The organism is Dialister sp., assembly GCF_051885895.1.
Classification (GTDB): domain Bacteria; phylum Bacillota; class Negativicutes; order Veillonellales; family Dialisteraceae; genus Dialister.
Genome location: NZ_JBJEXP010000025.1, coordinates 23,483 through 37,651 on the forward strand (window position 1 = coordinate 23,483; position 14,169 = coordinate 37,651).

Genomic DNA, 14,169 nt, shown 5'->3' on the forward strand with positions numbered 1-14,169 from the left:
CAGGAAACAGGGTGAAGTTTGATGAGGCAGGTTCTTCAGCCTTTCCTTCCGTCAAATGTAAAGGAGAAATGAAATGCAGTATGTAAAATTTGGTTCCACCGGTATGGATGTTTCCCGTATATGCCTGGGGATGATGAGCTTCGGAAAGCCGGGAAAAGAAAATGGTGTTTTCCCCTGGGCCAAAGATTATGAGGAAGGCAAAGAAATTTTCAAGAAAGCCATCGATCTGGGAATCAATTACTTTGATACAGCCAATGTATATCAGATGGGAACCAGTGAGGAAATCACCGGACGGTATATCAGGGATTTCGGTCTGAATCGTGATGAAATCGTAGTGGCTACAAAAGTTAACTTTGAGATGCGTCCCGGCCGTCCTAACGGCGGCGGACTTTCCCGCAAAAATATTATGACGGAAATCGACCACAGCCTGGAACGCCTGGGCCTTGACTATGTGGATGTGTACCAGATTCACCGCCTGGATCCCAATACTCCCATGGAAGAAATCATGGAAGCACTCCATGACGTAGTAAAAAGCGGGAAAGCGCGTTATATAGGGGCTTCCACTATTTTTGCCTGGCAGCTGGAACGGATGCAGCAGATTGCTGAACGCCATGGCTGGACAAAATTTGTTTCCCTGCAGCCGCAGTACAACCTGATTTACCGGGAAGAAGAACGGGAAATTCTGCCTCTCTGCCAGGATCGGAAGATGGCGGTAGTTCCCTGGAGCCCGCTGGCCGGCGGACGGTGTGCCCATCCCTGGGGAACAGTAACGGCGCGGAACCGTATGGATGAAGTGTCGCCCATGGTATGGGGTGCGACCGATGCCCAGGATAAGGTGGTAGTTGATAATCTGGAAAAAGTGGCCAGGGAACATGGCCGCACCATGGCCCAGGAATCTCTGGCATGGATGCTGTCCAAACCTTATATCACTGCTCCCATTGTAGGAACCACCAGCGTAAAGCACGTGGAAGAAGCGGCAGCAGCTGTGGATATCCGGCTGGATGAAGAGGAAATCCGTGAACTGGAAGCGCCCTATCGTCCGCATATCAAAACCGGCCTGTACTGATTCAGGCAGGAGAAAGGAAACGCTCGATTTTCCTTTTTAGATTATGACGCCAGCAGTACGAAAACAGGCAGAAAGACTATCTGACGGTCTTTCTGCCTGTTTTGTCGTGTTGGGAAAGTGCTGCGCTCTCTGCACTGCTGCAGTATATAAGTGATTGCTGATGAGGTACCGGTTTCCTGCGGGAATCTGCACTTGGGCCGGAACGGGTCTTTGCATCTGGAAGGAATAAGATATCCAATCGCCGGGATTTCTGCACAAAAAAACCGGAACACCCTGTATGCAGGGGCTCCGGTTTTTGATATCTTCTGTTTCCTTGTATCTGAAGAGATTATTTGGAGTACAGTTCGACGATGTTCGTTTCGTTGACTTCGTCCTTGTAGGGGAGTTCATCTCTCTGTGGGAAACGGGTCAGGGTTGCGGTCCAGTTATCGAAGGACTTTTCGATGTAAGGAAGATCGAAAGTCTTCAGTTCCTGGAAGGACTGTTTGAACATTTCATTGGTTCTGTAGGATTCCTTCAGGGAAATTACCTGTCCGGGACGAACGGGATAAGAAGGAATATCCACTCTCTTGCCGTTAACGGTAATGAGGCCGTGGGTAACCATCTGACGAGCCTGACGGATGGAACGTGCAAAGCCTGCACGGTATACAAGGTTGTCCAGTCTGGTTTCCAGCAGGAACAGCAGGTTTTCGCCTACGACGCCGGACATTCTCCTTGCTTTATCATAATAGCGGTAGAACTGCTTTTCCAGCAGATTGTACATCGCTTTAACCTTCTGTTTTTCGGACAGCTGTACGCCGTATTCAGACTGTTTCTTCTGACGAGCGTCAGCGACCTGCCGTTTTAACGCTTTCGGATGGCCGTAAATGTTTACGCCGAAACGTCTGCTTGTCTTAAAACGGAGATTTCTGTTTGTTGCCATTGTGTAAATCACCTCTCTAAAAATTATGCTGGTCGAATATGAACAGCTTTTATATTATAAAAGATTCATGGAACCCTGTCAATATGGGTTTTGCATTTGAAATCATACTTCTGTGATTCATGGCGGCAGGAAACGGTTCAGGAAGCAGTTTCCCGACTTTGCTTCCTTGAAATGGCCGGGAAAAGAAGCATATTATCGTTTCCTTTACAGCCTGTGTCAAGGGTGGTTCCTGTATTTTTTTTCCTTCTTTTCTGGGAAAACTGGCACTGCGGCATGCAGGACTTTTTTATTTCCTGCTCCGGCTCTTTTCCGCAATGGCGAAGAAGTTTTCCATGATTTTTCTTCCCTGGGGAGTCATGATGGATTCAGGATGGAACTGCAGGCCGAAGGTAGGATACTGCTTGTGTTCCACAGCCATAATTTCCCCGTCTTTCGTGCGGGCGGTAATGGCAAGGCAGTCAGGCATGGTGGATTCTACGGCAGCCAGAGAATGGTAGCGGGCAGCCTTAATGGTTTTATCCATGCCTTTGAAGAGCGGGCTGTTCGTATCGAGATCCACATCGAAGGCTTTCCCGTGCACCAGCTCTTTGGCGTAGGAAACAGTGGCGCCGTAGCATTTGCAGATGGCCTGATGTCCCAGGCATACGCCCAGAATAGGAATGGAGGGACCGAAATGACGGATGGCGTCAATGCAGATGCCTGCATCTTCCGGCCGTCCCGGACCCGGGGAAATGAGAAGGGCTGCAGGATGCATCTTTTCCAGTTCCTCTATGGTGCAGGCATCGTTGCGGATGACTTTGATATCACTGTAGAGGCTTCCTGCCAGCTGGTACAGGTTATAAGAAAAGCTGTCGTAGTTATCGATAAGAATAATCATTTCAGTCCAGTCCTCCTTCTGCCAGATGAATGGCGTTGACTACCGCTTTGGCTTTATTGATGCATTCATGGTATTCGTTTTCCGGTACGCTGTCGGCTACGATTCCGGCACCGGACTGGACGCAGAGGACTCCGTTTTTCTTATAGGCCAGACGGATGCCGATGCAGGTATCCATATTTCCGGAAAAGTCCAGGTATCCTATGGCTCCGCCGTAAATACCGCGCTTTCTCGATTCCTCTTCCTCGATGATTTCGCAGGCCCTGAGCTTGGGAGCACCGGACAGGGTGCCGGCGGGCAGCACGGCATCAATTACATCAACGGCATCCTTATCCGGAGCGATGATTCCTTCTACAGTGGAACCGATGTGCATGACATGGGAGAATCGGAGAATATTGAGATATTTTTCTACTTTGACGGAACCGATGCGGCTGATTTTTCCCAAATCATTGCGGCCCAGGTCCACCAGCATATTGTGTTCCGCCAGTTCTTTTTCATTGGAAAGAAGTTCTTTTTCCAGGGCTTTGTCTTCTTCTTCCGTTCGTCCCCGAGGCCGGGTGCCGGCCAGCGGATAGGTGTGAAGAATCCCGTTTTCCAGCTTTCCCAGAGTTTCCGGAGAAGCGCCGGCAATTTCAATGTGGTCGCTGGTGAAATAGAACATATAGGGAGACGGATTTTCCATGCGCAGGACCCGGTAGACGTCAAACATGGAGCCGCTGGCCCTGGCGGTGAGCGGATTGGAAAGAACTACCTGGAAGATATCTCCTTCATAAATATGATGGCGCGCATTTTCTACCATACGGCTGTATTCTTCCATCGTGTGGGCGGGCTTCAGTTCTTCTTCCAGCTTCAGAGGCTTGAATACAGCCTTGGCACCGCTTTTCAGAAGGGCTTCCATCTGCAGGAGATCTTCCTGCGCCTTCCGGTAGGAAGCTTCAATATCCTCGGTGGAAACGCCGGAAATCAGGATGATTTTCTGCTTATAGGCATCAAAGACGATGAGTTTGTCAAAAAGCATGAGATCCACATCGTTGAAATCGGCGTTGTCTTCGTGGCGGAGCTTTAACGTGGGCTCTGCATATTTGATGTAATCATAGGAAAAATATCCTACCAGTCCTCCGGTAAAGGGAGGAAGGTTCTCCAGCTTCGGACTTTTATAGGCGGCAAGGATTTTACGGATTTCATCACCCGGATGTTTGACTTCCTTTTTTATGACTTCCGGATGTTCTCCTTCGCTGCCTTTTGTAATGGTGAGATGTCCGTTCAGACAGGTCAGCTCCAGGGTAGGATCATAGCCCAGGAAAGAATACCGGCTCCAGGGCTGGTTATTTTCCGCACTTTCCAGAATAAAGCAGTGATGGCTGGCGGCACGGAGTGTCCGCATGACTTCTATGGTGGTGAAACGGTCTCCCATGATTTCACGGCAGACGGGAATCCTTTTGTAATCACCGGATTCGCTGATTTTTTTGACTTCCTCTAACGATGGATACATAATGACCTCCTCATGCTGCCAGGACATCAAAAAATCCGTCCATGGCAGAAATATAACCTGCCAAGGACGGATTGAATTCCGCGGTGCCACCTTGTTTCACGATATCGTGCTCTTTGTGAGATACCAGCATATCTCCGGCAGCTAACGTGTGCCTTACGTTGCGGTATACTCTGCTGACCATTTCGCCGCACCCTCAGCGGTCCATTTGGCAAACTGCATCTCGATCCATTCTCACCGGCCAGGACTCTCTTTGCGCGCATCTTTTGCTTTGATCTCCGCTTCAACGGTTTCTTGATTAGAAGATTATCTCTTCCCGGCCCATTTGTCAAGGGGAAAGTCCGCCTTATGAAAAGGGGATTTAATTCTGTGGGGCCAATAAGTTTCTTTTAAAATCAATCAAATTTCAGTCATCAGAGGAAATCCATACGTAGGGGCAGCCCTTTTCATCATGATGGACGCCGAGAATTTCCGGCTTGAAATCAGGGAAGGCATTTCCGTATTCTTCAAGAAAACGGAAGTAGGATAAAACCTTTTCTGTCCACTGTTCTCCGGCGGCCAGGGCACAGATTCCCGGCGGATAGGGAAGAACATTTTCAAGAGAGATTTTTCCTTCTGCCTCCGCCAGCGGCACTGCCCGGCGCAGGCCTTTGACAAATCGGCGGTGGGCTTCCCAGCCGGAAAGCGGGGCCGGTGGAAAATCTTCCTTTGCAAACAGGCACTGCTGGAGCTGCCCGGTCTGATGAAGCAGTAAAAATTCATGAAAACGCCGGCAGAAATCCTGCAGTCCTTCTCCCTGGCGGCTGTGGATTCCGGGCATGAACTGTTGCAGGGGCAGATTTTGGAAATAGGCTTCCTCGAATTCCTGCAGGGCAGAAAGGAGATATTTATACTTTTTCATCCGATCCCCCGGTTCTGCCAGGAAAAGGAGGGTATAGAAATCTGATTTTTCAGGGGTAATGCCTTTCGTTTCCAGAAAAGCGGAAAGAAGAGGAGCCGGAATGGAATGTTCCTGCTTTTCTGAAAAGGTGCCTGTAATGAGCAGGGTTTTGCAGGGGTCTAAGAGACAGCTTCTTTCATCAATGCTGCCAAATCCATGCCAGGGAGCATCCTCTGCCAGGGTAAAGAAGGCCGGATCCTTCATGATTGCCTCTGTATCCCAGTCCTGCCATTTTTTCCCATGAACCACGGGAGGAAGAAAGGGGTGAAAAAGGGTGGTTCTATTAAGGAGCATTTTCTTGAACCGGACAGCAGAACGAAACGCTTTCTCCCAGAGCACCGGTCCTTTCTTTCTATGGATGAAACTGTTCATTTCCAGTCCTGCCAGAAGGGGATAGAAGGGCGAGGTAGATATGTGCATGAGGTATGCATCGTTCAGTACGTCAGGGGGCATGTACTGCGGCTTATTTCTGATATGGCTGTCTTTTTTATGAATCTGGGAGGTCATGGAAAATCCTGCCAGCTGCTTATGGACAGACTGGGTGACCAGGATGCCCGGCGCTTTCTCGTCCAGGGAGAAATTGAGCACTGCAGCATCCTTCAGGAGAGGAATAAAGTTTTCATACCCGCCCCAGGCATCATCAAAAAGAATATAGTCACAGAGACGGCCTATTTTTTGCAGGATCAGCCGTACATTGGAAAAAATTCCATCGTACGTGCATATCTGCAGGCAGGCCAGCCGGAAGGGACGTTCCTTTCTTTCCGAACCGGGAGAAACCTTCCCGGCAGCCCTTCGCAGTTCTCCTTCATCCAGATCATCGGGAGAAAGAGGGCCGATGACGCCGGAATCGTTTCTGAAGGAAGAAATATATACCGGCAGCGCACCGGCCTGCAGGAGAGCGCCCTGCCATGTGGATTTATGATTGTTCCGGTCAAAAAGGACGAGATCCCCCTGGGAAAGGAGGGCATCGGTACAGATGCGGTTGGATGTGGAAGTGCCGCCCAGCACGAAAAAACATTCATCGCTGTTCCAAACCGAAGCAGCGAGCCGTTCTGCTTCTCCCGAAACACCTTCATGGGAAGAGGGATCACCTATGGCAGAAGAAGAATCGGAAATATCTGCTTTGAACATGCCCTTCCCCAGAGCGCGGGTAAAAACTCGTCCTTCTTCGGTTAAGGCAAAGAATTTTCCGCTGTGATGTCCCGGCGTATCAAAATCATACCGGTCTTTTTTTATTTCCCCCAGCAGAGCAGAGGTAAAAGGCGGAAGTGTGATATTTTTATTCTTATCTTTTTTCATATTGGAGTCTCCTTATTAAAGGATATTATATCCTGCACAGGGAAAACTGCCAATGAAGGGGATGGGAAAGAGGGGCAGTTTCCCGGATTTCCGGAGCTTTGGTTCATCTATTGTTTCTTCGGGCAGAGAGGTTCTGTCATTTCTGCACAGCCTGCAGCATCAGGGGCATGCCGGCTCTGTACTTTCGGATTTCTTTTCTGTTTCATTCCATCAGCAGGTGTGATACTATGTATAAGGCAAGATGGGCCAGTGTGCCCTTCAGGAAAGCGGGGTAAAGGAATCTGACCTTTACCGGGAAAGGATACAGTATGGCAGAGACAGCGGAAGAAAATTATCAGGTCAATATTCCTCTTTTTGAAGGACCCCTGGATCTGCTTTTGCATCTGGTAACAAAGAACAGAATCGACATTCACGATATTCCTATCCATTTAATTACAGATCAGTACCTTTCTTACCTGGAATCAGCCAGGCAGTTCAACCTGGATCTGGGAAGCAGTTTTTTTGCCATGGCGTCCACCCTTCTTCTGATTAAATCGAGGATGCTTCTTCCTGAAAAACGACGGGAAGAAACGGACGAGTCGGAAGATCCAAGGCAGGAACTGTCCCGCTCCCTGGAAGAATTCAAGCGTATGAAAGAAGTGAAGGCCCGCATTGAGGCGCTGATGGAAGAAGAGCGGCCTTACCGCGGCAGGGAGCCGGAAGTATTTCGAAGCAGCGCCTTTCAGGGGAAAATTTCTCTGTCCCGCCTGCAGGCAGCTTTTATGTCGCTTTATGAATCCATGCAGGAAGAGGAGGAAAAATGGCTTCCTTCGGAAGAGGTATCCCTGGATAGGGAAATAGACCGCTGGATCAGTACCATAAAAAATAAAGAATCCGTAAGTCTCACGGATTATCTGAAGAATATGAAGACAAGACTCCGCCTGGCGGTGTCCTTTCTGGCACTGCTGGAACTGATACGTCTGGGAAAGGCAGAAGTGGAGGACAGGGCGGAAGGGCTTGTCATTAAAGGAGGCAGTTTATGAAAGGTCCGGAGGCATTGGCTCCGCTGATAGAGGCCTTCCTTTTTGCACGGGGAACGCCCGCTTCGTTAAAGGAATTGGGAAAAGCCCTGGGTGAAGATACGGTCAGTGTGGAAAAAGGACTGGAATATCTGGCGTCCCGGTATGCCGGAAAGGAGTCGGGCATTACCCTTCATCATACGGGAGCAGGCTATTCCCTGGCCACGAAAAAGGAATATGACCAGTGGCTTTCTTCCCTTTTGGGAAAGCAGACTCCGCTTTCACCGGCGGCACTGGAAACGCTGGCGGTGGTTGCCTGCAGGGAACCGGTGACCAGGGCTGAAATTGAAAAAATACGGGGTGTATCGGCAGGCCGGGTGATTTCTCTTCTTATGGAAAAAGATCTTCTGGAGGAAAGAGGCAGGCTGGACGTTCCGGGCAGGCCGATCCTCTATGGAACCACCAGGCGGTTCCTGCAGTGCACGGGCCTGAATGATGTAAGTGAGCTGAAAACACGCTGGTCCGGTAAACCGGATGAAGGAGAATTATTTTGAAAGAACGTTTACAGAAAATATTAAGCCATGCCGGCATCTGTTCCCGGCGGAAAGCAGAAGAGCTGATTCTTGCCGGGCAGGTGAAGGTAAACGGCACAGTGGTGAAGGAACTGGGCAGTGAAGCGGATCCGGTGAAGGATCGGATTGAGGCCATGGGAACCCTGGTGAAGCCGGAAAAAAAGAAGTATTTTCTTTTTTATAAACCGGATAATGTTATCACCTCCGTTTCGGATCCCCAGGGGCGCCGTACGGTGATGGACTATTTCCGCACGGTACGGGAGCGAATTTTCCCTGTGGGACGGCTGGATTATCATTCGGAAGGTCTTCTGATCATGACCAACGATGGAGATCTTGACTATATCCTGACCCATCCGAGCCATGAGGTAGAAAAGACTTATGAGGTAACGGTGCGCGGGAAATATTCGCTCAAGCTGGCAGACAAAATGTCCCGGGGCGTGAGGATTGATACAGGGGTTACTGCACCCTGCGAAATCGAGGTCCTGGGGTATGACAAGGAGAAAAATAAAACCCGGGTCAGAATGGTGCTTCATGAAGGCAGAAACCGGGAAATCCGCAAGATGATGGCAGCCTATCACTATCCCGTATTTGAACTGGTGAGGACGGGATATGCCTTTCTGACGGCTGAGGGACTTTCCCGCGGCAGCTATCGCAGGCTTACCAGTGAGGAGGTCAGAAAACTGTATGAGCTTTGCCGGTAAGAAAATCGCGGTTATTGGCGCCGGTGTGGCAGGTCTTATGGCAGCAGTCACTGCTGCCCATGAGGGGGCGGAGGTTTCCCTTTTTGAAAAGATGCCCAAGGTGGGGCTGAAAATGGGAATTACCGGCAAGGGAAGATGCAACCTGACCAACAGTGCTCCGATTATGGATTTCATTGCCAAAACGCCGGGAAATGGAAAATTTCTTTACAGCGCCTATGAAAAATTTAACAATGAGGATCTGCTGGATCTCCTCCATTCCTGGGGACTGGCAACGAAAGTGGAAAGGGGAGGACGCGTATTCCCTGCCAGTGACGATGCGCAGGAAGTGCGTCATCTTTTCATGCATCTTCTCCGTCGGGAGAAGGTGGATCTGCATCTGGAAGAGCCGGTCCGCCACATCCTGCAGAAGGATGGAAAAATCGCGGGCGTGGTGACGGACAGAAAGCGGTATGAAGCGGATGCAGTGATTCTGACTACCGGCGGCGCTTCCTATCCCCGTACCGGTTCTACCGGTGACGGGTATGCCATGGCAGGAGAGCTGGGCCACAAGGTGACCAAAATACGCCCTGCCCTCATACCGCTGGTCTGCGCAGAAAGCTGGACGAAGGAACTGCAGGGTATTTCTCTGAAAAATGTTACCTTCTCCGTAGATGGAGGCGGGCGGCGGAAAGCGGAAGAGTTTGGTGAAATGCTTTTTACCCATTTTGGCGTTTCCGGGCCGATTGTGCTGTCTCTGTCGGATAAGGTATCTCTCTGGCTGTCCCAGAACCATGAGGTCAGGGGAGCCATTGATTTAAAGCCGGCCCTGTCTTTGGATGTACTGGATAAAAGGCTCATCCGGGATTTTGAAAAATACCACCAGAAACAGATGGCCGGTGCCATGGCGGATCTTATGCCTCACAGAATGATTGACGTAGTGCTTCGGCTTGCAGATGTTCCCCGGGAAATGCCGGTCAGTGAACTGAAAAAGAAAGACCGGCGTAAACTGGCGGAAGTCATAAAGCACATGCCTCTTACGATTACAGGCACAAGGCCCTTGGCAGAAGCCATTGTCACTGCCGGAGGCATATCGGTGAAGGAAGTAAATCCGTCCACCATGGAATCAAAAATCTGCAAACATTTATACTTGGCAGGAGAAGTGTTGGACGTTCATGCTTTTACCGGCGGATATAATCTGCAGGCAGCATTTTCTACCGGCCATCTGGCCGCTGTATCTGCCATAAAGGAGTTATCATGAAAAAATTATCAATCGCCATTGACGGCCCTGCCGGCGCAGGGAAAAGCAGTGTCTCTAAAATTCTGGCAGCCCGCCTGGGCTATGCCTATCTGGATACCGGAGCCATGTACCGGGCTGTTACCTACGAAGCCATTGAACGGAAGCTGGTTGATCCGGAAGCAGTTGCGGCCATGGCGGAGGCACTGGATATGGAAGTGCTGCCGGGGCAGGATGGTATGCATGTGATTACTGACGGCAGGGATGTGACTCCCTTTATCCGCACGCCGGAAGTCTCAGGCCGTGTGTCAGAGGTTTCTGCTATCGGACGGGTCCGGAAAGCCATGGTGGCGCTGCAGCGGAAGCAGGCGGAAAAAGGTGGAATTGTGCTGGACGGAAGGGATATCGGCACGACTGTTCTTCCTAAGGCAGATATAAAAATTTTTCTGACCGCTTCTGTGCATATTCGTGCAGTACGCCGCTTTAAAGAACTGACTGAAGGTCATCCGGAAATGACCATGGAAGATGTGGAAAAGGAAATCAGCCGCCGGGACTATCTGGACAGCCACCGCGAAATTTCACCGCTGAAGAAGGCGGAAGATGCAGTCCTTCTGGATAACGGAGAGCTGACATTGGAAGGGACGGCAGAAGCCATCATTCGGATCTGCCGCAGCAAATTCCCCGGATTTGACGCGTAGCCGGGAGGTTCTATGGGATACAAAATTGTAAGAGCTGTTCTGAATTTTATTTTCTTCTGCCTTTTCCGGCTTCATGTGGAAGGGAGAGAAAATGTACCACAGACAGGAGCGGTCATCGTAGCGCCCAATCATAAAAGCGACTGGGATCCGCCTCTTATCGGCGTAGCTTTTAATACCAGAATCATTCATTATATGGCCAAGGAGGAACTGTTTAAAAACCCTGCTTTCGGCTGGCTGATCCGGCAGTTCGGCACATTTCCGGTGAAAAGAGGAACTGTGGACCGCACCGCCATCCGACAGGCCATCAGGGAATTGAAGGCAGGCAATCCGCTGGGCATCTTTCCGGAGGGAACAAGAATCCGTAAGGACGGACTGGGGCGGTTCCATTCAGGTATGGCTTCTCTGGCGCTGATGACCGGGACATCCATTCTGCCGGTGGCCGTGATCGGATCCAGAGATCTGCCTCATCGGAAAGGTCCGCTGGCTGTGCTCATCGGCAAACCGGTGCCTGTTAAGAAACAGCGGCCTGATGATGAAAAGATAGAAGAGCTGAACCGGATCGTTAAAGAGGAAATTCAGCAGCTCATGGACGACTATCAGAAAAAGGTTTCCTGAACCGAAGAAACATAGGACAGCATGAGTTTGCAGGATAATGATTGTATCGGCCTTTCTGCAGGAAATGGGAGATTGGATTCTATGGGGTACAAAATCATCAGGGCGCTTCTTTTATTTTTTTTCTTCCATATTCTGGGACTTCATGTGGAAGGGGAAGAAAACATACCGGAAAAAGGAGCCGTACTTGTGGTTCCCAATCATAAAAGCTACTGGGATCCGCCGCTGGCAGGCGCCGCCTTTCGTAAAAGGCGGATCTGCTTTATGGCCAAGTCCGAGCTGTTCAGAAATCCTCTGTTCGGTGCATTGATTCGTTACCTCGGCGCCTTTCCTGTAAAAAGGAACAGTGCAGATATGTCGGCGGTTCGCCGGTCTCTTGACGTTATCAGGGAAGGAAAGGCTCTCTGCATATTTCCGGAGGGAGGCATTTACAGGAAGAAAGGGCTGGGCCGTTTTCATCCGGGCATGGCCTTTCTGGCTGTCCTTACCGGTACGCCGGTGATTCCGGTGGCTATTGCGGGTTCCCGGAGCCTGCCCTGGAAAAAAGAGCCTCTGGCCGTGCTGATTGGCAGACCGATTCCCGTAAAAAAGGAAAAACCGGACGACAAGAATACAGCGGCCCTGGATGACCTGGTCAAAGAGAGAATAGAGAAGATGCTTGACTCCTGGGAAAAGAAATCAGGAACAGACAGTCGCCGGCATTGAAAAAAGAGGGGCAAAAGAAAGATTTTCTTCTGCCTGGCTATTGATATTTTTTATTACACACGCTTTTATCTGACTATATCAAGTAGAAGAACAGGAATTGAATTTATGGAAATATACAAATCAAAGGTAATGGGATTCTGCTACGGCGTGAGAAGAGCACTGAAAATTGCTGAAAAAGCCGCAGATTCCGGCATAAAAGCCGTAACATACGGTCCTATTATCCATAATCCTCAGGTGGTAAAAAAACTGGCGGAGAGAGGGATTCCTGCCATTGACAGTCTGGACGATTTGACGGACGAAACTGTAATAATTCGCTCGCACGGAGTAGGACCTTCGTGTTATAATATGCTTAAGTGCAAAAATCTGGCCCTAATGGACGCGACCTGTCCTTTCGTCAGGAGAAATCAGGAGATGGCTCATCGCCTGGTGGAAGACGGAAAACAGGTTATACTCATCGGTGAAAAAAGACATCCTGAAATGAAAAGTGTGGCTGAATGGGCGGTGGGACATTCTTACCAGGTAGAAACCATGGAAGATGTAGATGCACTCCCGCCAATGCAGGAAGCTCATATTGTTACACAGACCACTTTTTCAGCTGTCTTGGCTGACAGGCTGGCTGCAGGCATACGGAAAAAGGTGAAAAACCTTTACGTCAACAAATCCATTTGTGACGCGACCATGCAGCGGCAGCAGGCAGCGCGTGAGCTGGCGGATAAAGTAGATGTGATGATTGTCATTGGCGGACGCAACAGCGCCAACACCACAAGACTTGCAGAAATCTGCAGGGAAGAGGGAGCGGATACTCATCATATCGAAACGGCTGGGGAACTAAAACCGAGCTGGTTCCACAGTCGGGACAAGATTGGCATCACCGCCGGTGCATCCACACCGGACTGGATCATAGAGGAGGTAGTTTGTATTATGGAAAACATGAAGGAAATGCTGGATCAGGAGGAAATGAACCTGGATGTACACAAGGGCAGCGTTGTAGAAGGCAAGGTAGTAGACCTTTACGACGACAAGGCTTATATCTCTTTTGGATATAAGACAGAAGCTGTTCTTCTGGCACATGAATATTCCTACCCGGCACCGGCATCCCTGAAAGATGTGCTGAAAATTGGTGATACTCTCCGTGTACAGATTGTCAGCGGAGTTAAAGAGGATAGTACGATTTATGTATCCAAGATTAAAGTAGACCGTTTGGCAGACTGGGATGTAGTGGAAGAAGCATTCGAAAAAGGCGAACCTGTTGAATGCGAAGGCATTGAAGCCATTAAAGTTGGTCTGCTTGTTCAGATTAAATCTCTCCGCGGATTCATTCCCCTTTCTCAGGGCGATCTCCGCTTTGTTCATTCCCTGCAGAACCTGGTAGGCAAGACATTCCAGGCTAAGATTCTGGAAGTAGACCGCGCTAAGAACAGACTGGTTCTGTCCCGCAAGGCAGTTCTGGAAGATGAAAGAAATGCAGAAATGGATGAAATCGAAAAAGCTTATGAAAACGGCGACGTTCTCAAAGGCACTGTGAAGAAAATTATGCCCTATGGCGCTTTTGTTGGCATCAACGGTGTAGAAGGTCTGCTTCACATTTCCGATATTTCCTGGAAGAAGATTGCCAAGGTTGAAGACGTTCTCAAACCGGAACAGGAAATTGATGTAAAGATCAAATCCTTCGACCGTGAAAAACAGAGAATTTCCTTCAGCCACAAAGACTGCCTGCCCAACCCCTGGGAAACTGCAATCCATGATCATCAGGTAGATGATATTGTGGATGCCAAGGTAGTCAAGATTCTTGAATTCGGCGTTATCGTTGAACTGGATGACGGCCTTACCGGTCTTCTCCACATCAATGAAATGACCGATGACCACAATAAGAAACCCGGCGATATCTGCCAGGTAGGAGATGACCTCAAAGTCCGCATCATCAACATTGATGAAGGCCGCAGAAGAATCTCCTTCGCACTGGAAGAAGCTCCTTCCCACGAAGAAGCTCCGGCTGAAGAATAATTTTTCAGATAAAAAGCTGCCCTGCAGGGCAGCTTTTTTTATTGCAGCATGGCTGCCTGGCTTCTTACCGTAAAGA

At 49.7% G+C, this 14,169-nt stretch carries 14 protein-coding genes; 9 read left to right on the forward strand and 5 right to left on the reverse strand.

Annotated features, from left to right (window positions below):
- Positions 1 to 73 precede the first annotated feature (73 nt).
- Positions 74 to 1,066 (forward strand): aldo/keto reductase, encoded by a 993-nt coding sequence (locus ACI4N7_RS01875; RefSeq protein ID WP_439731671.1) that lies wholly within the window; start codon positions 74 to 76, stop codon positions 1,064 to 1,066.
- Between the two features lie 328 nt (positions 1,067 to 1,394).
- Here the strand turns inward: ACI4N7_RS01875 and rpsD are convergent, their stop codons facing one another.
- From rpsD to ACI4N7_RS01900, 5 genes are all read right to left on the reverse strand, one after another.
- Positions 1,395 to 1,988: a 30S ribosomal protein S4 gene (gene rpsD, locus ACI4N7_RS01880; RefSeq protein ID WP_439731672.1), complete on the reverse strand. Its 594-nt coding sequence runs from the start codon at positions 1,986 to 1,988 to the stop codon at positions 1,395 to 1,397.
- A gap of 286 nt (positions 1,989 to 2,274) precedes the next feature.
- Positions 2,275 to 2,865: an anthranilate synthase component II gene (locus ACI4N7_RS01885; protein ID WP_439731673.1), complete on the reverse strand. Its 591-nt coding sequence runs from the start codon at positions 2,863 to 2,865 to the stop codon at positions 2,275 to 2,277.
- A 1-nt stretch (position 2,866) separates the two neighbouring features.
- Positions 2,867 to 4,354 (reverse strand): anthranilate synthase component I family protein, encoded by a 1,488-nt coding sequence (locus tag ACI4N7_RS01890; RefSeq protein WP_439731674.1) that lies wholly within the window; start codon positions 4,352 to 4,354, stop codon positions 2,867 to 2,869.
- Positions 4,355 to 4,364: 10 nt separating this feature from the next.
- Entirely contained in the window at positions 4,365 to 4,535 is a 171-nt protein-coding gene (locus ACI4N7_RS01895; protein WP_439731675.1) for a hypothetical protein, read from the reverse strand.
- A gap of 222 nt (positions 4,536 to 4,757) precedes the next feature.
- Positions 4,758 to 6,590 carry an ornithine decarboxylase gene (locus ACI4N7_RS01900; RefSeq protein ID WP_439731676.1) on the reverse strand — a complete coding sequence of 611 codons (1,833 nt, stop codon included), beginning with the start codon at positions 6,588 to 6,590 and terminating at the stop codon, positions 4,758 to 4,760.
- Between the two features lie 308 nt (positions 6,591 to 6,898).
- Here ACI4N7_RS01900 and ACI4N7_RS01905 point away from each other — a divergent pair, with 308 nt between their 5' ends.
- The 8 genes from ACI4N7_RS01905 to ACI4N7_RS01940 all read left to right on the forward strand — a co-directional run bounded on the left by ACI4N7_RS01905 (position 6,899) and on the right by ACI4N7_RS01940 (position 14,093).
- Positions 6,899 to 7,612: a segregation and condensation protein A gene (locus ACI4N7_RS01905; RefSeq protein WP_439731677.1), complete on the forward strand. Its 714-nt coding sequence runs from the start codon at positions 6,899 to 6,901 to the stop codon at positions 7,610 to 7,612.
- Complete coding sequence (gene scpB / locus ACI4N7_RS01910) at positions 7,609 to 8,142, forward strand: SMC-Scp complex subunit ScpB (RefSeq protein WP_439731678.1); 534 nt, start codon at positions 7,609 to 7,611, stop codon at positions 8,140 to 8,142. Before ACI4N7_RS01905 ends, scpB begins: the two co-directional genes overlap by 4 nt.
- Entirely contained in the window at positions 8,139 to 8,861 is a 723-nt protein-coding gene (locus ACI4N7_RS01915) for a pseudouridine synthase (RefSeq protein ID WP_439731679.1), read from the forward strand. The genes scpB and ACI4N7_RS01915 overlap by 4 nt, the downstream gene beginning before the upstream one ends.
- Positions 8,845 to 10,098, forward strand: a complete 1,254-nt coding sequence (locus ACI4N7_RS01920) for an NAD(P)/FAD-dependent oxidoreductase (RefSeq protein ID WP_439731680.1) — start codon at positions 8,845 to 8,847, stop codon at positions 10,096 to 10,098. The genes ACI4N7_RS01915 and ACI4N7_RS01920 overlap by 17 nt, the downstream gene beginning before the upstream one ends.
- Positions 10,095 to 10,772, forward strand: a complete 678-nt coding sequence (gene cmk, locus ACI4N7_RS01925) for a (d)CMP kinase (protein WP_439731681.1) — start codon at positions 10,095 to 10,097, stop codon at positions 10,770 to 10,772. Before ACI4N7_RS01920 ends, cmk begins: the two co-directional genes overlap by 4 nt.
- Positions 10,773 to 10,784: 12 nt before the next feature.
- Complete coding sequence (locus tag ACI4N7_RS01930; protein ID WP_439731682.1) at positions 10,785 to 11,387, forward strand: lysophospholipid acyltransferase family protein; 603 nt, start codon at positions 10,785 to 10,787, stop codon at positions 11,385 to 11,387.
- Between the two features lie 81 nt (positions 11,388 to 11,468).
- The gene (locus tag ACI4N7_RS01935) at positions 11,469 to 12,089 is read left to right on the forward strand and encodes a lysophospholipid acyltransferase family protein (RefSeq protein WP_439731683.1); all 621 of its coding nucleotides are present in this window, start codon (positions 11,469 to 11,471) and stop codon (positions 12,087 to 12,089) included.
- Positions 12,090 to 12,194: 105 nt separating this feature from the next.
- Positions 12,195 to 14,093, forward strand: a complete 1,899-nt coding sequence (locus ACI4N7_RS01940; RefSeq protein ID WP_439731684.1) for a bifunctional 4-hydroxy-3-methylbut-2-enyl diphosphate reductase/30S ribosomal protein S1 — start codon at positions 12,195 to 12,197, stop codon at positions 14,091 to 14,093.
- Positions 14,094 to 14,169: the final 76 nt, after the last annotated feature.